At 61.7% G+C, this 21,343-nt stretch carries 19 protein-coding genes and 1 riboswitch; of the genes, 15 read left to right on the top strand and 4 right to left on the bottom strand.

Translation table 11 applies throughout. The features are described from left to right. The first annotated feature begins 103 nt into the window (after nucleotides 1–103). The 3 genes from GZH79_RS11795 (at nucleotide 104) to folE2 (ending at nucleotide 3,240) form a co-directional block, all read left to right on the top strand. A complete protein-coding gene (locus GZH79_RS11795; RefSeq protein ID WP_211643980.1) occupies nucleotides 104–715 on the top strand; it encodes an inner membrane-spanning protein YciB in 612 nt (203 codons plus the stop codon). 40 nt (nucleotides 716–755) lie between these two features. Continuing rightward, a riboswitch (SAM riboswitch) is annotated at nucleotides 756–833 on the top strand. A gap of 45 nt (nucleotides 834–878) precedes the next feature. Beyond that, a complete protein-coding gene (gene metZ, locus GZH79_RS11790) occupies nucleotides 879–2,060 on the top strand; it encodes an O-succinylhomoserine sulfhydrylase (protein WP_211643979.1) in 1,182 nt (393 codons plus the stop codon). Between the two features lie 79 nt (nucleotides 2,061–2,139). Then, on the top strand, nucleotides 2,140–3,240 hold the full coding sequence (folE2, locus tag GZH79_RS11785; protein ID WP_211643978.1) for a GTP cyclohydrolase FolE2: 1,101 nt from the start codon (nucleotides 2,140–2,142) through the stop codon (nucleotides 3,238–3,240). A gap of 84 nt (nucleotides 3,241–3,324) precedes the next feature. On the opposite strand, the gene GZH79_RS11780 is transcribed toward folE2, so the two are convergent. Continuing rightward, the gene (locus GZH79_RS11780; RefSeq protein ID WP_211643977.1) at nucleotides 3,325–5,067 is read right to left on the bottom strand and encodes a trypsin-like peptidase domain-containing protein; all 1,743 of its coding nucleotides are present in this window, start codon (nucleotides 5,065–5,067) and stop codon (nucleotides 3,325–3,327) included. A 169-nt stretch (nucleotides 5,068–5,236) separates the two neighbouring features. On the opposite strand from GZH79_RS11780, the gene GZH79_RS11775 reads away from it, so the two are divergent. The 8 genes from GZH79_RS11775 (at nucleotide 5,237) to glmM (ending at nucleotide 15,518) form a co-directional block, all read left to right on the top strand. Continuing rightward, nucleotides 5,237–6,157, top strand: a complete 921-nt coding sequence (locus GZH79_RS11775) for a glycine--tRNA ligase subunit alpha (RefSeq protein ID WP_211643976.1) — start codon at nucleotides 5,237–5,239, stop codon at nucleotides 6,155–6,157. After that, the gene (locus GZH79_RS11770; RefSeq protein ID WP_211643975.1) at nucleotides 6,154–6,681 is read left to right on the top strand and encodes a DUF6446 family protein; all 528 of its coding nucleotides are present in this window, start codon (nucleotides 6,154–6,156) and stop codon (nucleotides 6,679–6,681) included. Before GZH79_RS11775 ends, GZH79_RS11770 begins: the two co-directional genes overlap by 4 nt. Beyond that, nucleotides 6,681–8,729 (top strand): glycine--tRNA ligase subunit beta, encoded by a 2,049-nt coding sequence (gene glyS, locus GZH79_RS11765; protein ID WP_211643974.1) that lies wholly within the window; start codon nucleotides 6,681–6,683, stop codon nucleotides 8,727–8,729. The genes GZH79_RS11770 and glyS overlap by 1 nt, the downstream gene beginning before the upstream one ends. A gap of 143 nt (nucleotides 8,730–8,872) precedes the next feature. Continuing rightward, nucleotides 8,873–11,383 carry a putative PEP-binding protein gene (locus tag GZH79_RS11760; protein ID WP_211644025.1) on the top strand — a complete coding sequence of 837 codons (2,511 nt, stop codon included), beginning with the start codon at nucleotides 8,873–8,875 and terminating at the stop codon, nucleotides 11,381–11,383. A gap of 154 nt (nucleotides 11,384–11,537) precedes the next feature. Continuing rightward, a complete protein-coding gene (locus GZH79_RS11755) occupies nucleotides 11,538–12,209 on the top strand; it encodes a cell wall hydrolase (RefSeq protein WP_211643973.1) in 672 nt (223 codons plus the stop codon). A gap of 63 nt (nucleotides 12,210–12,272) precedes the next feature. Then, on the top strand, nucleotides 12,273–13,175 hold the full coding sequence (locus tag GZH79_RS11750) for a dihydroneopterin aldolase (protein ID WP_211643972.1): 903 nt from the start codon (nucleotides 12,273–12,275) through the stop codon (nucleotides 13,173–13,175). Further along, on the top strand, nucleotides 13,172–14,182 hold the full coding sequence (gene folP, locus GZH79_RS11745; protein ID WP_349291194.1) for a dihydropteroate synthase: 1,011 nt from the start codon (nucleotides 13,172–13,174) through the stop codon (nucleotides 14,180–14,182). Before GZH79_RS11750 ends, folP begins: the two co-directional genes overlap by 4 nt. After that, a complete protein-coding gene (gene glmM, locus GZH79_RS11740) occupies nucleotides 14,172–15,518 on the top strand; it encodes a phosphoglucosamine mutase (protein WP_211643971.1) in 1,347 nt (448 codons plus the stop codon). The genes folP and glmM overlap by 11 nt, the downstream gene beginning before the upstream one ends. Here glmM and GZH79_RS11735 read toward each other — a convergent pair. Beyond that, entirely contained in the window at nucleotides 15,515–16,438 is a 924-nt protein-coding gene (locus tag GZH79_RS11735) for a DMT family transporter (RefSeq protein WP_211643970.1), read from the bottom strand. The genes glmM and GZH79_RS11735 overlap by 4 nt on opposite strands. Before the next feature lie 163 nt (nucleotides 16,439–16,601). Between GZH79_RS11735 and GZH79_RS11730 the strand changes: the two genes are divergently transcribed. Further along, a complete protein-coding gene (locus GZH79_RS11730; protein ID WP_211643969.1) occupies nucleotides 16,602–16,784 on the top strand; it encodes a hypothetical protein in 183 nt (60 codons plus the stop codon). A 54-nt stretch (nucleotides 16,785–16,838) separates the two neighbouring features. On the opposite strand, the gene ilvC is transcribed toward GZH79_RS11730, so the two are convergent. Beyond that, nucleotides 16,839–17,861: a ketol-acid reductoisomerase gene (ilvC, locus tag GZH79_RS11725; RefSeq protein ID WP_211643968.1), complete on the bottom strand. Its 1,023-nt coding sequence runs from the start codon at nucleotides 17,859–17,861 to the stop codon at nucleotides 16,839–16,841. A gap of 134 nt (nucleotides 17,862–17,995) precedes the next feature. Here ilvC and GZH79_RS11720 point away from each other — a divergent pair, with 134 nt between their 5' ends. From GZH79_RS11720 to GZH79_RS11710, 3 genes are read left to right on the top strand one after another with little or no spacing between them, the layout of a single operon-like run. After that, nucleotides 17,996–18,451 carry an Lrp/AsnC family transcriptional regulator gene (locus tag GZH79_RS11720; protein ID WP_211643967.1) on the top strand — a complete coding sequence of 152 codons (456 nt, stop codon included), beginning with the start codon at nucleotides 17,996–17,998 and terminating at the stop codon, nucleotides 18,449–18,451. Then, on the top strand, nucleotides 18,448–18,900 hold the full coding sequence (locus GZH79_RS11715) for an Lrp/AsnC family transcriptional regulator (protein WP_349291193.1): 453 nt from the start codon (nucleotides 18,448–18,450) through the stop codon (nucleotides 18,898–18,900). Before GZH79_RS11720 ends, GZH79_RS11715 begins: the two co-directional genes overlap by 4 nt. Before the next feature lie 52 nt (nucleotides 18,901–18,952). After that, nucleotides 18,953–20,089 carry an aminotransferase class V-fold PLP-dependent enzyme gene (locus tag GZH79_RS11710; RefSeq protein WP_211643966.1) on the top strand — a complete coding sequence of 379 codons (1,137 nt, stop codon included), beginning with the start codon at nucleotides 18,953–18,955 and terminating at the stop codon, nucleotides 20,087–20,089. Here GZH79_RS11710 and GZH79_RS11705 read toward each other — a convergent pair. Beyond that, nucleotides 20,086–21,279, bottom strand: coding sequence for an FAD-dependent monooxygenase (locus GZH79_RS11705; protein ID WP_211644022.1), 1,194 nt, complete (start codon nucleotides 21,277–21,279; stop codon nucleotides 20,086–20,088). The two genes, GZH79_RS11710 and GZH79_RS11705, sit on opposite strands and share 4 nt — an antisense overlap. Nucleotides 21,280–21,343: the final 64 nt, after the last annotated feature.

Here is a 21,343-nt window from a genome sequence, read left to right as displayed (position 1 = left end):
ATGCCTCCTGCCTGATCAAAGTGTCAGAGCACGGGATTGTTCCACCACGGAAGCTTGCACGCCGGGGCAAACCCGGGCAATCAGACCCCCGAAGGAGACCATGATGGCCGAACGCAAGATCAACCCCGTGCTCAAGCAGGTGCTGGAACTGGGCCCGACGCTGGCCTTTTTCGTGATCTACCAGCGGTTGGACGAACGCACGTTCGACATCGCGGGCACCGCCTATTCAGGGTTCATCGTGGCGACGCTGTTGTTTGTGCCGATCATGCTGGTGGCAATGGCGATCCTGTGGGCGCTGACCGGCAAGCTGAGCCGGATGCAGGTGTTCACGGCCGCTATGGTGATCTTTTTCGGCGGGCTGACCGGCTGGTTCAACGATGAGCGGTTTTTCAAGATGAAAACCACCATCGTTTATACCTTTCTTGCGGCGATCCTTGGGTTCGGGCTGTGGCGGGGCCGGTCCTATCTGGAATGGGTCATGGGGGAACTGATTGCCATGAAGCACGCAGGCTGGATGCAGCTGACCCGCCGGATCACCGGCTTTTTCGTGTTTCTTGCGGTGTTCAACGAAATCCTGTGGCGGACGCAATCGACGGATATCTGGGTCAAGGTCGAAACCTTTGGCTTTCCGGCCATGATGATGGTGTTTCTGGTCTGGCAGATCACCGCGCTGGAACCTTACATGATCCAGTCCGACCGCGACGAGGCAGAGTAGCGGCGCACGGTCCGCTTGACGCATCCGGTGCAGGGGCGTAAGCGCATGCCGTGGTGATTTGATGCCGGATTGCGGGCCACGTTAAACATTCCGCTAAAAGGGTAAGGGGTGTGCCCCGATACCTGTGGTGTCGGGGTTTTTCTTTGCCTTGAAAGGGCCTGATATGTCGGAATGGAACAAACGGACCAAAGCGGTACACGCAGGTACACGTCGCAGCCAGTGGGGCGAGGTGTCAGAGGCGATTTTCCTGACCCAAGGGTTTGTCTATCCCACGGCAGAAGCCGCACAGGCGCGGTTCCAGAACACCGGTGACGATGAATTCATCTATGCCCGCTATGGCAACCCCACGACCGCGATGTTCGAAGACCGGATCGCCGCCATCGAAGGCGCCGAAGATGCGTTTGCCTGCGCGTCGGGCATGGCTGCGGTGTCGGGTGCGCTGATGGCGACGCTGAAGGCGGGCGACCACGTGGTATCGTCGCGCGCGTTGTTCGGATCGTGCCTGTATGTGCTGGAAGAGGTGATGACCCGCTACGGGGTCGAAGTGACGTTCGTGGACGGCGCCGATCTGGACCAGTGGCGTGCTGCGGTGCGTGACGACACGGCGGTCGTGTTTTTCGAATCCCTGTCGAACCCCGTGCTGGAAGCGGTCGATATTCAGGCCGTGGCAGAAATTGGTCACGCCAAGGGTGCGTTGGTGATGGTCGACAACGTGTTCGCCACGCCAGTCTATAGCCGGGCGCTGGAACTGGGGGCCGACGTCGTGATCTATTCCGCGACCAAACATATCGACGGGCAGGGCCGGTCGCTGGGTGGCGTGATTCTGGGCAAGCGCGATTATATTCGCGGGCCGATTGAAACCTATATGAAGCACACGGGCGGGTCGATGTCGCCGTTCACGGCCTGGACTTTGGTCAAAAGCCTGGAGCACATGGACCTGCGCGTACGCGCACAGACAGACAGCGCGGCGCAGATTGCCGCAGGGCTTGAAAATCACCCCAATCTTACCCGCGTGATCTATCCGGGTCTGCAAAGTCATCCGCAACACGCGCTTTGCATGGACCAGATGGGATGCGGCGGGACCATGCTGGCCATCGACACAGGGTCGCAAGAAACCAGCTTCAAGCTATTGAATGCATTGGAAATCTGGTTGATTTCGAACAATTTGGGCGATGCAAAATCCATCGCCACGCCGCCTGCATCGACCACACATCAGCGGTTGCCCGACGCACAAAAGGCGCATCTGGGTATCACGCCCGGTCTGATCCGGCTGTCGGTCGGTCTGGAAGATGCTGGTGATCTTTTGGCCGATTTGACGCAGGCTTTGGACGTAGCGCAGGCATAAAAATGCATTAAGGTTCTTGGCGAACGGGCAGGGCGCACCATTTGTAGCCTGCCGATGTCGTCCCAAGGAAGGGCCCGATATGAACAAACATACACGCGACGTTGTTCCACCAAGCATGGAAGACGCCAAAGCGGCCTTGCAACTGCTCCGCAGCTGGACCGAAACCGCCGCGCCAGAGGATGTCGCAGCGGTCGATCCGTTGCTGCACCGCCTGACGCCAACCGGCGAGGTGTCCAACTATCCGCACCTGTCGCGCGCCTATCCCGACGACTTTGCGGCAGACGCTGTCTATCGTGCGACAATGCCGGATTTGCAGAATGGTCCGTCCAGCCTGATCCGGGGTGCGCACAGCGAAATCCAGCATGTCGGGATCAGCAACTTTCGGTTGCCGATCCGGTTCCGCACCCGTGAAGGCGGCACGCTGACGCTGGAAACCAGCGTCACCGGGACGGTATCGCTGGAGGCGGACAAAAAAGGCATCAACATGAGCCGCATCATGCGGACGTTTTATCGGTATGCCGAAGAAACCTTCAGCTTTGATGTGATGACGCGGGCGCTGGATTCCTACATCGACGATCTGGACAGCTTTGACGCGCGGCTGCAGATGCGGTTTTCCTTTCCGATGAAGGTCGAAAGCCTGCGGTCCGGGCTGACCGGGTATCAGTATTACGACATGGCGCTGGAAGTTGTGGAACGGGACGGCGTCAGGTCCAATATCATCCATCTGGATTACATCTATTCCAGCACCTGCCCGTGTTCGCTGGAACTGTCCGAACACGCCCGCCAGTTCCGCGGCCAGCTTGCCACGCCGCATTCGCAGCGGTCCGTGGCGCGGCTGTCGGCGGTAATCGACCCCGATAGCCCCGTGTTGTGGTTTGAGGATCTGGTTGAGATGGCCCGCAGTGTCGTGCCGACGGAAACGCAGGTGATGGTGAAACGCGAAGACGAACAGGCGTTTGCCGAACTGAACGCCGCAAACCCGATTTTCGTCGAAGACGCCGCACGGCTGTTCACGCAGGCGCTGGATGCAGATCAGCGGATCGGGGATTTCCGTGTCGTCGCCAGCCATCAGGAAAGCCTGCACAGCCACGATGCCGTATCGGTCCTGACCCGTGGTCCGACCTTTGACGCGACATCGCTTGATCCACGGCTGTTCGCGTCGCTGTTCCACGTCGGCTGATACCTGCAAACCTCGTCGGTAATGCCCGCCCCGTTTCGACCGGGCGGGCGTGGCGATATCAGCGCGCGCTTTTGGCGGGTCTGATTACCAGCAACTGACCAGAACTGTGTTTTCGGCCGCCAGCGACGTCAGGGTTTCGGGTGCCATGAACGTCAGTGTGTCCGTGGTCTGGGCGGTGATCCCGGCGCGGTCCAGAAACACCTTGATCGTTTCGGCATCGACCAGAAAGCTGACATCCGCCGGCAAGACCTGTCCGGTACCCGTCGCGCGCGGCAGCAACATGCCCAGCACCGCCCCGCTGTTGTCGAAAACCGGGCCGCCCGTGTCGCCGGGGCGGGTGGTGATGGTCAGGCGTTTGATGTCTTCTTCGCCGTTCAGCCCGCGAATATCGGACAGCCGGCCAAAGGTCAGCGTCGGGGCGGACAGCACACCCCCGAACGGATAGCCCGCGACGGCAATTTCCGATTGCAGGCGTGGCACCTGCGTCTGGAACTGGGCCACTGATTGCGGTGACAGGTTTTTGGTGGGTTGTAGCACGGCCAGATTCAGATCGGCATCGCGGGTCAGCATCGTGGCAGGTTCGGCCCCGTTCAGCGTGATTTCTTCACAATTGTCCAAGGCGGCTGCTGCGGTCAGCACGGTTCCGTCGTTGGTGATGTAAAACCCTGCCTGCGATTGGCTGGGTTTGCGCACGGCAAGCCCCGCGACCAGATCAATGGCCTGATCTTCTGTCCGGGCCAACGCGGGGTCCAGCACACCATCCACGGCGGTAAAGCTGTCGCGCATTTCATCGCGGATGCGGGTAAACCGGGCCGTGTCGTCTGCAGGCCAGACCAGTGCAAATCCTTTGATCTGACCGTCGTCCAGCCGTGCCGTGACATAGGTTTCGACCTTGGCACCGGTGGCATTGATTTCAAAGCTGGTATCACCGCGCTGGCGTTCGCCGTCCATCGGGACGATCGCAAGGGTCTGAAGGATCTCGTACAGCCCGAACAGGCGGTTCTGGTCGCCTTGTTGCGAAATCATCAGAACCTGCGCGTTCAAATCATCGGATTTCGGGCCGTACCGGGCAAAGGGCGGTTCGTATTCGACAAATGATACCACGCCGGTCGGGATTTTCATTTCGATCCCTGCGGCATTGTCGCGCACCAGTTGCAGATTCATGCCGTCCAGCACCGCATTGTATGCGCCGATCAGGGCGCTGCGCTGGGCTGTCGTCAGGACACCCGTGGGCGCATATCCGTTCGCCAACTGCCATGCTTCCATAGCGCTGCGTGTGCCGCGCCCGAATGCGCCGTCGATGGCTGCGTCATAAAAACCGGCCCAGTTCAGCGCGATTTGCAACGCTTCCTTGTCCGACTGGGACAGCGATTGTTCGGAAACGCGTGCTTCCTGCACGGTTTCGTCGGGCTGGATTGCCGGCGTGTCGATCACCACGGCTGCGGGGGCTGCGTCACTGGGCGCATCCTGTGGGGCAGGTACTGCGGCCGTCGCCCCCGGTTCGGGATAGAACTGGCTGGCAAAACGCGCGCCATCGGTCAAAAAAGCATCGGTCGGGGCGATCCCCGACCGGCGCAGGTCGCGCAGCACGTCGTTGGCCTGCGTGCGGCTGTCAAAGGGGCCGATCACCACGGCGTTCCAACGCCCACCCAGATTGAATGCGGCGACGTTATCCTGCCCGGCATCGTAGCGTTGCGCCCGTGTCATGGCGGCATCGATGCTGGGCTGTGCTTCCAACTGGATCCAAAGAGCGTCTTGCGCCAAGGCGGGCAGGGCGGTGGTTGCCAGCGCAGCCCCGAATACGGCGGTAACACTACATCTGAACATCGGCGGGCCCTTATGATCTTGTCTGAAAACGCTGCTGTGGGCTTCTAGCAGACGCAACGATAGATGCAGCACAATTCGACGTGTCTGCCATCGCTCTGGTCGGCTGTGACCTGATTGACCCTTTGGCCCCAGCCGCCTATTCACCGACGCAGCTAGTCAAGAGGGCACCATGGCCGATACACCGCGCAGTTTTCAGGACATCATCTTGCGGCTTCAGACGTATTGGGCGGGGCAGGGCTGCGCGATCATGCAACCCTACGACATGGAAGTGGGCGCCGGGACCTTTCACCCGGCAACGACGCTGCGCGCGCTGGGGCCGAACGCCTGGGCTGCGGCCTATGTGCAGCCGTCGCGCCGTCCGACAGATGGGCGTTACGGCGAAAACCCCAACCGGCTACAGCATTATTACCAGTATCAGGTGTTGATCAAACCCAGCCCGCCCAACCTGCAGGACCTGTATCTGGGGTCGCTTGCGGCGATTGGGGTCGATGCGTCGTTGCACGATATCCGGTTCGTCGAAGACGACTGGGAAAGCCCGACGCTTGGCGCATGGGGTCTGGGCTGGGAAGTGTGGTGCGATGGCATGGAAGTCAGCCAGTTCACCTATTTCCAGCAGGTCGGCGGCCACGATTGCCGCCCTGTATCGGGGGAGCTGACATACGGTCTGGAACGGCTGGCGATGTATGTGCTGGGCGTCGATCACGTGATGGACATGCCATTCAACGATCCCGATGCCGCGATTGCGCTGACCTATGGCGATGTGTTCCTGCAGACCGAACAGGAATATGCGCGCTGGAATTTCGACGTGGCCCATACCGATACGCTGTTGCAGCATTTCAAGGACGCCGAAGCTGAATGCGGCCGTATTCTGGCCGAACCCGCGGTTGACCCAAAGACCGGCAAGCATATCGTCATGGCCCATCCCGCCTATGATCAGGCGATCAAGGCCAGCCATCTGTTCAACCTGCTGGACGCGCGGGGCGTGATATCGGTGACCGAACGTCAGGCCTATATCGGGCGCGTGCGGACGCTGGCAAAAGCCTGCGCTGATGCCTTTGTCCAGACCGCCGCTGGTGGTGCTGCCACATGATCGCCCGCATACTGATAGGAGTTATGGTGTTCATCGCGCTGATCGCAGGCATCGCCCTGTATTACCTTCAGGTCTATGCCTATTACGAAGAGGTGCCGCCGGATGCTGGAAATGTGCAATTTGTCTCGCTTGTTTCGGGTGAAGCGGAACCGCTGATGTTCGAAAACTTCAAAGGCATCGATAGCGAATCCAGCCCGCTGCGGTATCGGGCGTGCTTTGACATGCCGACCTCGCTGGCGATGATGACCGAAACCTACCAGATCGTGGATGACGCGGAACCGCGCGTCGCGCCGGACTGGTTCGATTGTTTCGACGCCCGCCAGATCGGGGCCGATCTTGAATCTGGCACAGCCTTGGGGTTCATGGGCCAGAAAGATGTCGTTTACGGCATCGACCGCATTGTTGCGGTCTATGACGATGGCCGTGCCTTTGCCTGGCACCAGATCAACGCCTGCGGCGAGGTCGTGTTTGACGGCAACCCCGCCCCCGAAAACTGCCCACCGCCGCCAGAAAGCACCCGCTGATGTCTGACCTATTGATAGAGCTGTTCTCCGAAGAAATTCCGGCGCGGATGCAGACGCAGGCTGCGGCGGACCTGAAAAAACGGGTCACCGACGGGCTTGTGGATGCGGGGCTGACCTATGCGTCGGCCGCCGCTTTTGCCACGCCGCGCCGCCTGACGCTGTCTGTCGAAGACCTGACCACCGAAAGCCGTGCCGTGCGCGAAGAACGCAAAGGCCCAAAGGTCGGCGCACCGCAGCCCGCCGTCGACGGATTTCTGCGGTCCACCGGGTTGACGCTGGACCAGCTAGAAGTGCGCGACGACAAAAAGGGGCAGGTCTATTTCGCGGTGATCGAAAAGCCCGGACGCGCTGCAGACGACATCGTGGCAGAGGTTCTGGACACCACGATCCGCAACTTTCCCTGGCCCAAATCGATGCGCTGGGGGGCGGGTAATCTGCGCTGGGTGCGCCCCTTGCAATCGATCCTGTGCATCCTGACCGATGAAGAAGGCGCGCGGACCGTGCCGTTTGACGTCGATGGCATCACCGCTGGCAACACTACGCGGGGCCACAGGTTCATGGCGCCGGATGCATTTTCTGTCGTGTCTTTCGATGATTACGAGGCGAAGCTAAAGCGTGCGCGCGTCATAATGCGGGCGGATGAACGTGCCGATACGGTTTGGAATGACGCGTCCAGTCAGGCGTTTGCGAATGGGCTGGAACTGGTCGAGGACCGCAGTCTGCTGGCAGAGGTGGCGGGGCTGGTCGAATGGCCCGTTGTGCTGCTGGGCCGGATCGACGACCAGTTTCTGGATCTGCCGCCAGAGGTGCTGCAAACCTCTATGAAGGAACATCAAAAGTTCTTTTCCGTACGCAACCCGAAAACGGGACGCATCGAACGGTTCGTGACGGTCGCCAATATCGAAACGGCGGACGACGGCGCCACGATTTTGGCCGGCAACCAAAAGGTGCTGTCGGCGCGGTTGGCGGATGCAAAATTCTTTTGGGACAATGATTTGCGGGTCGCAAAGGCGGGCATGCAGCCGTGGCTGGACAGCCTGTCGGATGTCACGTTCCACAACAAGCTGGGCAGCCAGCGTGACCGGATCGAACGGATCGCCGCACTCGCCCGCGAACTGGCCCCGGTGGTCGGCGCTGATGCGGACGCGGCAGAAGAGGCGGCCAAGCTTGCCAAGGCCGATCTGTCGTCGGAAATGGTTTACGAATTCCCCGAATTGCAGGGGTTGATGGGTCGGTATTACGCCGCCGAGGCGGGCAAATCCGAAGCCGTCGCCGCCGCCGCACAGGAACATTATCAACCGCTGGGCCCGTCCGACGACGTGCCGACCGCCCCCGTATCCGTGACCGTGGCGCTGGCCGACAAGCTGGACACGCTGACCGGCTTTTGGGCGATTGATGAGAAGCCAACGGGGTCCAAAGATCCGTTCGCGCTGCGCCGCGCCGCATTGGGCGTAATCCGGCTGGTGCTGGAGAATGAGCTGCGGTTGCCGCTGGCGGCGACATTGGGGGATTCTGATTGGTCGGAAAACCTGCTTTCCTTCTTCCACGACCGCCTGAAGGTCTACCTCAAGGATCAAGGCATTCGGCACGACGTCATCGACGCCTGCATTGCGATGCCGGGGAATGATGATCTGACGCTTTTGGTCAAACGGGCGCGGGCGTTGCAGGCGACGCTGGACACGGACGACGGGGAAAACCTGATTCAGGGGTTCAAGCGGGCGAACAACATTCTGACGCAGGCCGAAGACAAGGACGGCGTCGAATATTCCTATGGTGCCGACCGCAAGTTTGCAGAAGCAGGCGCGGAAATGGCGTTGTTCGACGCGCTTGATGCTGCGGATGCAAAGATCGGACCGGCGATGACGGCAGAGGATTTTGGCGCGGCCATGTCCGCAATGGCGGATTTGCGCGCGCCGATTGATGCGTTTTTTACCGATGTGCAGGTGAACGCGGAATCGACCGTGGTGCGGCGTAACCGCCTGAACCTGTTGTCGCGTATCCGCGAAACCTGTTTGTCCGTGGCGGATTTGACCCGGATTGCGGGGTGATCTTGCCTGTCGTTGACGGCTAACTGCCACGCGCGCCTTTACAGGTTGGGCAGGCACCCCATATGCTGCAGTGACGAAAGGATGCCGCAGTGCAGCAATACGCCCCCATCGACGATGTGACATTGATCACGCCGACCGCGCGGATGTCTGCGGATGTTCACGGGGGGCGGGCCAAATGCCTGCAACGCCTGATCCGGCTGGATATGCCGGTGCCGACAACGGTGGCACTGTCGTTTGATGCGGTGCTGCGCGTGGCAAAGGGGCAGCTGCCGGACATCGGTGCCATGCTTGCGCCGTTCGGTGACACACCTTTGCTGTCGGTACGACCGTCCAGTCAGGACCCTGACTGGGGCGGACCGGGGGCGATCCTGAATATCGGGATGAATGACGCTTGCCTGCCGGGCCTTGCCGACCGTATCGGAGAGGCAGAGGCAAACCACCTCTATCTTCGATTTGTGCAAAGTTATGCCGTCCACGTGGCCCGTCTGGACCCGGAAGCGTTCGATTTTCCACATTTGAACAACGCCGACGCGCTGCGCGCCGCACTCGATTCCTATGAGGTGGAAGCCGATGAGCCGTTTCCGCAGGATGTGCGCACCCAGTTGAAAGAAGTCCTGCGGTCGATGGCGCGGGCATGGGACGGCACGACGGCACGGCTGCTGCGCGAAGCCAAGGGCGCGCCGATTGATGCGGGGCTGGGATTGGTCGTGCAGGAACTGGCGCTGAGCGTCGGCAAGGGCGAAAGCGGCACCGGGCTGATCCATTTTGTCGACGAAGACACCGGTCTGCCGCTGGTACGGGGGCGCTATCGCAGCCAAAGTCAGGGACGTGATGCGCTGCGACATGACGGTGCGCTGTATCTGACCACCGACCCGCGCGGACCTGCATTACAGGACATCGCACCCGATATCTTTGCGCAGTTGGTGGCGCTGGGTGACATCGCCCGGCACCGTCTGCGCGAAGAGATGCAGATCGAATTTACAATCGAAAACAACGAATTGCATATTCTGGATGCGGTGCGCGTTCCCCGATCAAGCCGCGCGCTGGTGCGCATTGCGGTCGCACTTGCGTCCGACGGCATCATTCCGCGCGAAGAAGCGATCATGCGCGTGCCGCCATCGGCCCTGTCCGAACTGCTGCATCGTCAGGTCGATCCCACGGCTGTCCGCGACGTGATCGCACGCGGAATCGCCGCCAGTCCGGGCGCTGCCAGCGGTCGCATCGTGCTGAGCGCTAACGAGGCACAGGCCAGCGCCGCGCGGGGCGAAGCCTGTGTGCTGGTGCGCCGTGAAACCACGCCAGAGGATATTCGCGGCATGCATGCAGCGCAGGCCGTGCTGACCATGCGGGGCGGTGTGACCAGCCATGCCGCAGTGATCGGACGCGGGCTGGGTGTGCCCTGTGTCGTCGGCGCGTCCGATCTGTTGATCGACCGCAAGGCGGGTTGGGTGCAGGCGCCGGGCGGGCGGCGGTTCAACGTGGGCGATATCATCACGGTGGACGGCACGACCGGCACCGTGCTGGCCGGGGCACCCGACATGCTGGAAGCCGCGCTTGACGATACGTTCCAGACCCTGCTGTCATGGGCCGATGCGGTGCGCGATATTGGCGTGCGTGCCAATGCCGACACGCCCAAGGACGCGCAGACCGCCCGCAACTTTGCCGCCGAAGGCATCGGGCTGTGCCGGACGGAACATATGTTTTTCGAAGGCGACCGGATCGGCGTCATGCGCGAAATGATCTTTGCCGAAACGCCCGATGACAGACGCGCGGTGCTGGACCGGTTGCTGCCGATGCAACGCGACGATTTCGAGGCGCTGTTCGGCATCATGGAAGGGCGGCCCGTATGCATCCGCCTGTTCGACATGCCGCTGCACGAATTTCTGCCCTATGACAAATCGGGGCAGCGTGATCTGGCTGAACAGCTGGCCTTACCACTGTCCGTGGTGGTCGAACGGGTGCAGGCGCTAAGCGAATATAACCCGATGCTGGGGATGCGCGGCGTGCGGCAGGGAATCGTGGTCCCCGAAATCTATGAAATGCAGGCGCGCGCCATATTCGAGGCGACGGCGCGTGCATCCCAGCGCGGCCTGACGGTGCAACCGGAAATCATGATCCCGCTGATCAGTGCCAAGCGAGAGGTCGAGTTAATCAAGTCCCGCATTGACCTGATCGCTGCTGAAGTGCGCGGCGAATCGGGTGTGGATTTCGATTTCAAGCTGGGTGTCATGGTCGAAACCCCGCGCGCTGCGTTGCGCGCCGGTGACATCGCGCAGTTTACCGATTTCCTTTCATTCGGCACAAACGACCTGACGCAGATGACCTATGGCCTGTCGCGCGATGACGCGGGGCGGTTCATGTCGGCCTATGTGCAGCAGGGTGTTTACCCCGAAGATCCATTCCATACCCTTGATCTGGACGGCGTCGGGGAACTGTTGTCAATCGGTGCTACGCGTGGCCGCGCGGCCAAGCCCGACGTCGTGGTTTCGATCTGCGGTGAACACGGTGGTACCCGTGCAGCCATCGGATTTTGCCGTGCGCAGGGATTCGATTATGTGTCCTGTTCGCCATTTCGGGTGCCTGCGGCGCGACTGTCTGCCGCACAGCTGACGCTGGAAGACACGGTGACGCGTCCCACCCTTCATTTGGACTGATTTTAAGCGCTTGTTTCTAAAAGGTAAAAAATAAAAGGGGCGTGAATCTGCCGATCAGGCGCTGGTCGGGGCGTCTGGGTTTACGGATGCGTCAAGCTCGGCTAGTTGATCCCCGCTAGCGCGGAGCCGACCGCGTATCCTGCCGAGGAAGACCATGACGCATTTGTTCCGGACCGCTGTGACGGCTGCCATTGTTGCGATAACCTGTACCACCTCTGCCGCTGCCGATGAAGTTCTGGCCGCGCGTCTGGGGGCGCTGTTGGGCGAAGAACGCGAAGCGCTGGCCATGGTTCCGGATACACGATTGTCTGCGCTGACGGCATTGCCCGAAAGCGCCCGCCGTGATGCGTCGCCGCTACCTGACGGTGATACCGCCGTGTCAGAAGCGTTCATTTCCACCATGACCGCGCCATCGGGCGGGTCGGAATGGCAGTGCCTGTCAGAAGCATTATACCACGAAGCGCGCGGCGAAGACATCATGGGCGTGTTCGCCGTGGGCGAAGTCATCATGAACCGGGTCGATTCGGGATCCTATCCCAACAGCATCTGTGGCGTCGTCCATCAGGGGACCGGGCGCAAGTATGCCTGTCAGTTCACGTGGACCTGTGATGGCCATTCGGATGCGATCGGCAATCGTACCGCGTTCAGCCGTGTCGGCAAGGTTGCAAAGCTGCTGATCGACGGCCTGCCGCGGCGTCTGACACAGGGCGCGACGCACTACCACACCCGTGCGGTCAATCCGTCTTGGGCGCAGCGCTTTCCCCGTGTCGCCAGCTTTGGTGCGCATCACTTTTATCGTCAGCCGACCCGTCAGGCATCGCGCTAAGCTACAGTATTGGCATCACGGCCCATGGCGGCTATGCCGCAGTGACAACTGTGGGGCGTGACCATGAGCGACGATATCAGACTGGCTTTTGCCCATCCATCCGAACGGGCAGCGGCAAGTTCGGACATTCCTTATGACCGCATTTCTGTGCGCGATTACGTGGTCGAGGTCGAAATCGGCGCGTTTCAGCAGGAACGCGGCCATTTGCAGCGTATCCGCTTCAACGTCGTGGTCGAGGTGCTGCCGCTGACCGGTCCGATCGACGATGATGTGGATCGCATCCTGTCCTATGACCGCGTGACCGAAGGCATTCAGGCCGAGCTGGGCGTCGACCGGATCAACCTGCTGGAAACGCTGGCCGCCCGGGTCGCGGAACGCATCCTGATCGAACCGCAGGCGCAACGGGTTTTTGTGCGGATCGAAAAGCTGGATCGCGGACCCTATGCGCTGGGTGTTGAAATCATGCGCCGGCGCGATGGCGAACATACCGCCGCACAGGATCATGCCGATGTGCCGCATCCGCGGATTGTATTCCTGTCCAATGCGGCAATCGCGGGCATGAACGTCGCCAGGCACATCGACGATGCGGGCGCGGACGGCACACCCGTCATCGTCTGTGTGGGCGCGCCTGACCAGACTGCGCCTGTGGCCGTCCATCCCTTGGCACAGCGCCGGATCGACCTGCTGGCGATTGAACAGAACGCCTGGACGCTGGCCGCGCGCGATCCGCGGTGTCAGGTCGTGGGAACACGCACCGAACTGGACTGGGCAATGAAGAACGGGCAGATCTGCGTCTGGGCGCCGTCCAAGATCGTGCTGGATACGCATGACCGCCCTGCCGCCGACCCCGGTGACGCGACCGCCTTGGCCGTCTGGTTCGCGCAGGTGATGGATGCTGTTGAACTGGTTGTGGTGGGGGCGGAGGCGCCCGATACCACAATGCCCGTGCGGACGATTGCACTGTGACGACGGCGCTGCTGCGACCGCTGGCGTTATCGCCGGGCATGAAACGGGCCGGTGATGCGCCCTTGGGCGGCAGTGCGCTGGTCCGTTTCCGGCAGGTGCAGGATGCCACTGGCCGTGTCCGCCCGCTGACCGCGCTGGGGGCAGCGACACTGCACCGGCTGTCGTCACCGCGCAACGCTCTGTGCGGGCTGTCGTTGGACCGTCCGCGCATCATGGGCATCCTGAACGTGACGCCCGACAGCTTTTCGGACGGCGGGACGCTGGATGGTGTCGCTGGGGCGCTGGCGCGGGCACAGGCGATGGCGGTGGATGCCGATATTCTGGACATCGGCGGCGAAAGCACGCGGCCCGGTGCCACCGATGTCCCGGCGGCAGAAGAAATTGCGCGCACGGTGCCTGTGATCCGCGCGATCCGCGCGGCGGGCCTGACCACCCCCATTTCCATCGACACGCGCAAGGCCAGCGTGGCGGCGGCGGCGCTGGAGGCGGGCGCGGATATGGTCAACGACGTGACCGCGCTGCGCTATGATCCCGACATGGCGCATGTGGTGGCGGCCGCCGGTTGTCCGGTCTGCCTGATGCATTCCAAGGGCGATCCGGCCACGATGCAGAATGGCCCCGCCTATGACGACGTCACCGCAGAGGTGTTCGCCCATCTGGCCGACAGTATCACGCGTGCGACCGACGCCGGCATCGCGCGGCACCTGATCATCACCGATCCCGGAATAGGTTTTGGCAAGACGCAGGACCATAATCTGACGCTGCTGCGCGATCTGGAGACGTTTCACGATCTGGGCCTGCCGATCCTGCTGGGGGCATCGCGCAAGCGGTTCATCGGCACGATCACGCGCGTCGATGATGCGGACCGTCGCCTTGCCGGTTCGCTTGCCGTAGCACTGCATGGTGTGAACCTTGGCGCGCAGATCGTCCGCGTGCATGATGTGACACAGACACGACGCGCGCTGGACATGGCGTGTGCCCTGAACGGAGTGAGCCATGACCACTAAGACCCTATTCGGCACCGACGGGGTGCGCGGCAAAGCCAACATCTGGCCGATGACCGCCGACATGGCGCTAAAGATCGGGGCGGCGGCAGGGCGCTATTTCCGCAATGACGGGTCGAACGGTCACCGCGTCGTCATCGGCAAGGATACCCGCCTGTCCGGCTATATGTTCGAAAGCGCGCTGACGGCCGGGCTGACCAGCACGGGCATGAACGTGCTGCTGCTGGGGCCGGTGCCGACACCTGCGGTCGGATTGCTGACCACATCCATGCGGGCCGATCTGGGGATCATGATCAGCGCCAGCCACAACCCGCACCACGATAACGGGATCAAATTCTTTGGTCCCGACGGGTTCAAGCTGTCGGACGATGCAGAGGCCGAAATCACGGCGCTGGTCTTTGGTGATGTGGAACCGGCGCAGGCGGTCAACATTGGCCGTGCCAAGCGCATCGACGATGGGCGGTTCCGCTATGCGGAACGATTGAAATCGACCTTTCCATGCGGACGGCGTCTGAACGGCATGAAAGTCGTAATTGACTGCGCGAACGGTGCGGCACACCGCGTCGCGCCAGAGGTACTGTGGGAACTGGGCGCCACCGTGATCGAGGTCGGGACCGCGCCTAACGGATACAATATCAACGACGGTTGCGGATCGACCAGCCCGCAGCGCGCGGCGGAAACCATTGTCAGCGTTGGTGCCGATGTCGGCATCTGTCTGGACGGCGACGCCGACCGGGTAATGATCTTGGACGAAAACGGCGCTGTCGCGGACGGCGATCAGATCATGGCGCTGTTCGCCACCCGCTGGGCGGCAGAGGAACGACTGGCCAACAACACGCTGGTCGCCACGGTCATGAGCAATCTGGGGCTGGAACGCTATCTGGAAGATAAGGGGCTGAGGCTGGAACGCAGCGCCGTCGGTGACCGCTATGTCGTCGAAGCGATGCGGCGGGGCGGTCATAATCTGGGCGGCGAACAATCAGGCCATATCGTGATGACCGATTACGCCACCACCGGCGACGGGTTGCTGGCGGGGTTGCAGTTTCTGGCCGCGATGATCGACACGGGCCAGCCTGCCAGCGCGTTGACACGCAGTTTCGACACCGTGCCGCAGCTTTTGCAGAACGTAAAATATGCCACCGGCACCGATCCGTTGAATACGGATAAGGTGTTGGCCGTGATCGCGGATGCGCAAACGCGGCTGGCGGGAAATGGTCGTTTGTTGATCCGCAAATCCGGCACCGAACCGCTGGTGCGGGTCATGGCGGAATCAGAGGATCAGACGCTGCTGCACAGCGTCGTCAGCGACATCGTGTCAGAAGTCGAACGCGCCTCTTAACGCGAAAACAACCGCTTTAGGCTGCCCCATTGGCTGATGGCGAGCCCGCACAGAATAAGGGCAAGCGCCGCGAAAAAGCGCAAGGGCAGCACCTCGTTCAGAATCAATGCACCGAAGAGCACCGACCACAACGGCACCTGATAATTGACCAGCGTCATGAACACCGATCCCGCGCTGCGGATCACAACGATCCGCAGCAATGCAGCGCAAGCCGTTGGAAAGACGCCCAGAAACAGAATTGCGAGGGTGGTCTGGCGGGTGTCGATGCTGGGGACGCCTTCGACCAGCAGCATGGCGGGGACCAGAACCATCGTGCCGACCCCCAGCGTCAGTGCTGCAAAGGCAATCGGATCGATCGGGGGCGCGCGCCGTGTCATGATGCTGGCCACCGCATAGGACATCGCCGCCGCAAGACAGGCAAGTTGTCCCAGTGGTTCCAGCCCGTCACCGATCTGAAGCACACCGGGGCCGATCAGCACCAGCGCGCCGATAAAGCCTACGACGACCCCGATCAGGCGGCGCAGAAACAAAGGTTCATCCGAGAAGACATGCGCCAGCGGCAGCACGAACAGCGGCAATGCCGCCATGGAGATTCCGGCAAAGGCGGACGGCACATATTGCTGGCCCCAGCTGAGCAGGGTGAAGGGCAGGGCTGTGTTCAGCACGCCGATCAGCAACAGATAAGTGATCATCCGTCGATCGAATCGCGGCCAAGGGCGGCGCAGGGCATATTGCAATGCAAACAGCGTCAGCGCGCCCAGCGACACCCGCGCACCGGCGACGGTCAGCGGCCCGTAACCGCGCAACGCGACCGATACGACCATGAACGTTCCGCCCCAGATCAGGCCCAGAACGGCGATGCTGATCCAGTTCGTCAGTGTCGGGGCCGGAAGACCGGCGGCGGGCGTTGCAGTCTGCATGAAACTTGTCCGATTATTGCTGCGCTTGCCTATACCGGATCGGCAGGGATGACAGGGGCCTGCGTCATCATGACCGATGAAACCTTGCGGCGCGGGGGAACGCAACCGGCGCACATTGCATTGAAACGTATCACTTCATGCTTTTGTGCAAAGGAGAATAGACATGGAATTACTACTACCGCTGCTGACATTCGGCACCTTGGGGATCGTGCTTTGCCTTGCGATCTATAGTACCATCAAGAACGGTAAAGAGGCACGCGACGACAGCAAGCCGAAATCAGGGCTGGCAAAGGATGGACGTGGTCCCAATCCGATGGAGCCGCCCCATGACAAGACGCGTAAATGAATGCAGGGTGGGCCGTTTCCAGCCCACCCCGTTGTTAATCATCGCCTGACGGGCTTAGTTCTTGGCCTTGTCGACCATCTTGCCAGAGCTGATCCACGGCATCATGGCGCGCAGTTTTTCACCGACCTGTTCGATCTGGTGTTCGTCGTTGATCCGGCGTGTTGCCTTGAAGAACGGCTGGCCGACCGTGTTTTCCTGCATGAAATCACGCACGAATTTACCGGTCTGAATGTCTGTCAGCACCTCTTTCATGCGCTTTTTGGTTTCATCGTAGGGCAGGATGCGCGGGCCGCTGACGTATTCGCCATATTCGGCAGTGTTGCTGATCGAATAGTTCATGTTGGCGATCCCGCCTTCATAGATCAGATCGACGATCAGCTTGACCTCGTGCAGACACTCGAAATAGGCCATTTCGGGTTCATACCCTGCTTCGACCAGCGTTTCGAACCCCATGCGGATCAGTTCGACCAGACCGCCACACAGCACGGCCTGTTCACCGAACAGGTCGGTTTCGCATTCCTGACGGAAGTTGGTTTCGATGATGCCGGACCGGCCACCGCCGATGGCGGAACAATAGGACAGGCCCAGTTCCATCGCCTTGCCCGTCGCGTCCTGATGCACGGCGACCAGGCAGGGCACGCCGCCGCCTTTGGTGTATTCGCCGCGCACGGTATGGCCCGGACCTTTTGGTGCCATCATGATGACATCGACGCCCGCCTTGGGTTCGATCAGGCCGAAATGCACGTTCAGGCCATGTGCGAATGCGATGGCGGCGCCTTCTTTGAGGTTGTCGTGGACGTATTTTTTGTACGTCTCGGCCTGCAATTCGTCGGGCATGGTGAACATGATCAGGTCGCACCAGGCGGCGGCTTCGGCGATGCCCATGACTTTCAGGCCTTCGCCTTCGGCCTTGGCGGCAGAAGGCGAGCCTTCGCGCAGGGCGACGACAAGGTTCTTTGCGCCACTGTCGCGCAGGTTCAGCGCGTGGGCGTGCCCCTGAGAGCCGTAGCCCAGAATGGCGACTTTTTTGTCCTTGATCAGGTTCACGTCGCAATCGCGGTCATAATATACGCGCATGGTAATAATCCCCCTTGGGTGTTGTGATGGCGGGCACAATACGGACATATGCGCGCGTTGCGAGGGTAATTTTTTGAGTATTTTTGGCAAGATGATGCTAATCATGCGTCAAAATGAAAGAAGTGTGAAAAATCATGCTGGACAGTCATGACCGGACGATCTTGCGGCGGTTGCAGAATGATCCTGCACTGACCGCAGCGGAATTGGCAGAGCTTGTCGGGCTGTCGGGTGCGCAGGTCACCCGGCGCATTGACCGGATGACCCGCGATCGCGTGATCCGTGGACAGACAGCGGTGATCGACTGGGCCGCGCTGGGGTTTCCGCTGTCAGTTTCATTGCGGATCACGCTGGATAAAACTGTCCCGGGGGCGTTCGATGCGTTCTTGGCGGCGGCCCGAGAGGTGACGGAGGTGCTGGAGATCCAGACATTTCTGGGCCGCGTCGATGTGCGGCTGAGCCTGGTGGCGCGGGATCTGGCGCATTATCAGGCCATTTACCGCGACCGCATCCTGTCGTTGCCGCATATCGCTGATATCGAGGCGTTGATGGACGTGGCGGCAGTCAAGTCCGAAACAGGATTGCCGCTGTGACGCTGGATGATCTGGACCGCGCGCTGCTGCGCCTGATGGTGCGCGACGCCACGCTGCCTGCCGCAGCCTTGGGCCGCAAATTGGGGTTGAGCCAGCCTGCCACATGGCGGCGAATTCAGCGTTTGCGCGATGCGGGGGTGTTGACAGGGCGGCGGCTGGATCTGGATGCGGCGGCGCTGGGGTTTGGCGTTACGGTGTTTTTGGGGATCAAGCTGGCGACCAAGGGGCGCGTCAGTCTGGAAGATTTCGAACGTGCCGTCAGCGCGATCCCCGAAGTGCAAAGCGTCACGCATGTGCTGGGCCTGTATGATTACCGGCTGCGCGTCGTCGCCCGCGATCTGGCGGATTTCGAACGGGTCTTGCGCCGCCGGATCATGACCCTGCCCGGTGTCGGTGATCTGGAAGCCAATGTTTTGCTCAGCGAAGAGCAGCGGCCCGGCCCGCTATGAAAGTGCCGCGCGCTGCGCTAACGTTGGCGGCAATCGCAATGGAGGACGCGTCATGGACGGCAATCGCACGCATACACCGGTTGATCCCGGTGGTCTGATGGAATTTTCGGTCGTCTTTACCGACCGTTCGCTGAATTCGATGAGCCGGCATTTTCAGGGCGTCATGCGCGACCTGTCCGCCATGCTGTGCGATACTTACGGCGCCGATGGCGTGGCCATCGTGCCCGGCGGCGGCACCTATGGCATGGAAGCGGTCGCGCGGCAGTTCGGGCGTGATGCGCATTGCATGATCGTGCGGAACGGCTGGTTTTCCTATCGGTGGAGCCAGATTTTTGATGCGGGCGATTTTGCCGCTGAAACCACGGTGAAGATGGCCAGTCGGACCGGGAACGACAGCCGCGCGCCCTATGCCCCCGTGCCGATCGCAGAGCTGACGCAGGCGATCCGCACCGCGCGGCCCGACGTGGTTTTCGCCCCGCATGTGGAGACCAGCGCGGGCATGATCCTGCCCGATGATTACCTGACCGCCGCCGCCGCTGCCGCGCATGAGGTCGGCGCGTTGTTCGTGCTTGATTGCATCGCATCGGGCTGCATCTGGGTCGACATGCAGGCGACCGGCGTCGATGTGCTGATTTCCGCCCCGCAAAAAGGCTGGTCCGCGACGCCCTGTGCGGGTCTGGTGATGATGTCGCAACGCGCGCTGGACCGGCTGGACCATACGACGTCCAACAGCTTTGCCAATGATCTGGCGAAATGGCGCGCGATCATGAAAACCTATGAAGACGGGGGCCATGCCTATCACGCCACGATGCCCACCGATGGGCTTGTCGATTTCCATGCGGCGATGATCGAAACCCGCGATTTCGGGCTGGACCGGGCCAAGGCTGCGCAATGGGAACTGGGCGACCGGGTGCGTGCGCATCTGGCGGGTCTGGGTATCGCATCCGTTGCCGCACCGGGGTTTCAGGCGCCGGGCGTCGTGGTCAGCTATACCGACAATCCGGATGTAAAAACCGGTGCTGCCTTTGCCGCCGAAGGCATGCAGATCGCCGCCGGTGTGCCGCTTCAGGTGGGGGAGCCTGCGGATTTCATGACGTTCCGGCTGGGTCTGTTCGGGTTGGACAAACTGTACGATGTGCAGGCGACACTGAATCGCCTGACGCCGGTGCTGGACCGGGTTCTGGCCTAGCCGCCGATCCCGGAACCCAGCCGCATCAGTCCCTTGCGCAGCGGTGCGATGTCATGCAGCGCGCGCAACCCCAGCCCGCGCAGATCCTGTAACAGCGGGTTGGCCGCGATGGACGCGCGGTTCAGCGCATCGATCCCGCGAAGACGCATCCCCAGATCGGTCTGGCGGTTGCGCGCATAGGCACGCAGCATCGCGTCATCGCCAAGCGTGTCGCGCTGGGCTGTCGCAAGGGCCAGTAGCGCCGCCAGATCCTTGAGCGAGGTATTCAGCCCCTGCGCGCCAATGGGGGGCATCACATGGGCTGCTTCGGCGATCAGCGCGGTGCGGCGCGCGGTCAGGCTGTCGGCGGTCTGGGTGATGATCGGCCAGACGCTGCGCGGCCCGACAGGCACCAGATGGCCGTTGACGTCTGCCGACCGTGCGTTGACGGCGTCCGCGAATGCCGCGTCGTCCAGCGCATGCAGGCGCATGATCTCTGGCCCGTCGGCCATCCAGACGACAGACGAACAGGGCCTGCCGTCATGATCGGGCAGCGGGACCAGCGTGAATGGACCGCCGCTGTCGTGCACCTCTGTCGAGATGCCGTTATGCGGAGCGTCGTGGGTGACGGCGAATGTGATCGCCTTTTGCCCGTAGCGCGTTGTTTTCACGCCGATCCCGGCGGCATCGCGCACGGGCGAATGGCGGCCGTCGGCGGCCACGACCAGCGATGCCGCAACCTGCGATCCGTCATCCAGCCGGACCAGCGCCCGGTCCAGTCGTGCGACCATGCCCGCAAATCCGGTGCCTGCGCGAAAGGTTACGTTTGGCAGCGCATCCAGCCGCGCGACCATTTCCCGGCGCAACAACCAATTCGGCAGGTTCCAGCCAAAAGGCGCGTCGGAAATATCGGCGGCGGCAAAATCGCGGGATACGGGGGCAACACCGCTGGCATCCACGATCCGCATGATATTCAGCGGGGTCGCATGCGGTGCAAGCCCGTCCCAGATCCCGGCCTGATCCAGCAGGTCGCGCGCGGGTTGCAAGAACGCGGTCGTGCGCAGGTCGGCGCCTTGCGATTGTGCATCGGTCACGGGGGGGGCGGGATCGACGATGGTCACGTCGAAACCAGCGGTCCCGAATGCAGCGGCGGCGGTCAGGCCCGCGACACCGCCACCGGAAATCAGGATATCGGTCTGTACATTGTTCATACCCCAGACATAGGGCGCGGGTGCGGCTGCGGAAAGCCCCTGCGGCTGCGGCATGCTTGCCATC

The organism is Loktanella sp. SALINAS62 (genome assembly GCF_018263905.1).
In the GTDB taxonomy this organism is placed as follows: Bacteria; Pseudomonadota; Alphaproteobacteria; order Rhodobacterales; family Rhodobacteraceae; genus Loktanella.
Note: the sequence above shows the minus strand (reverse complement) of the source record. Positions and strands in the feature narration are given on the sequence as shown.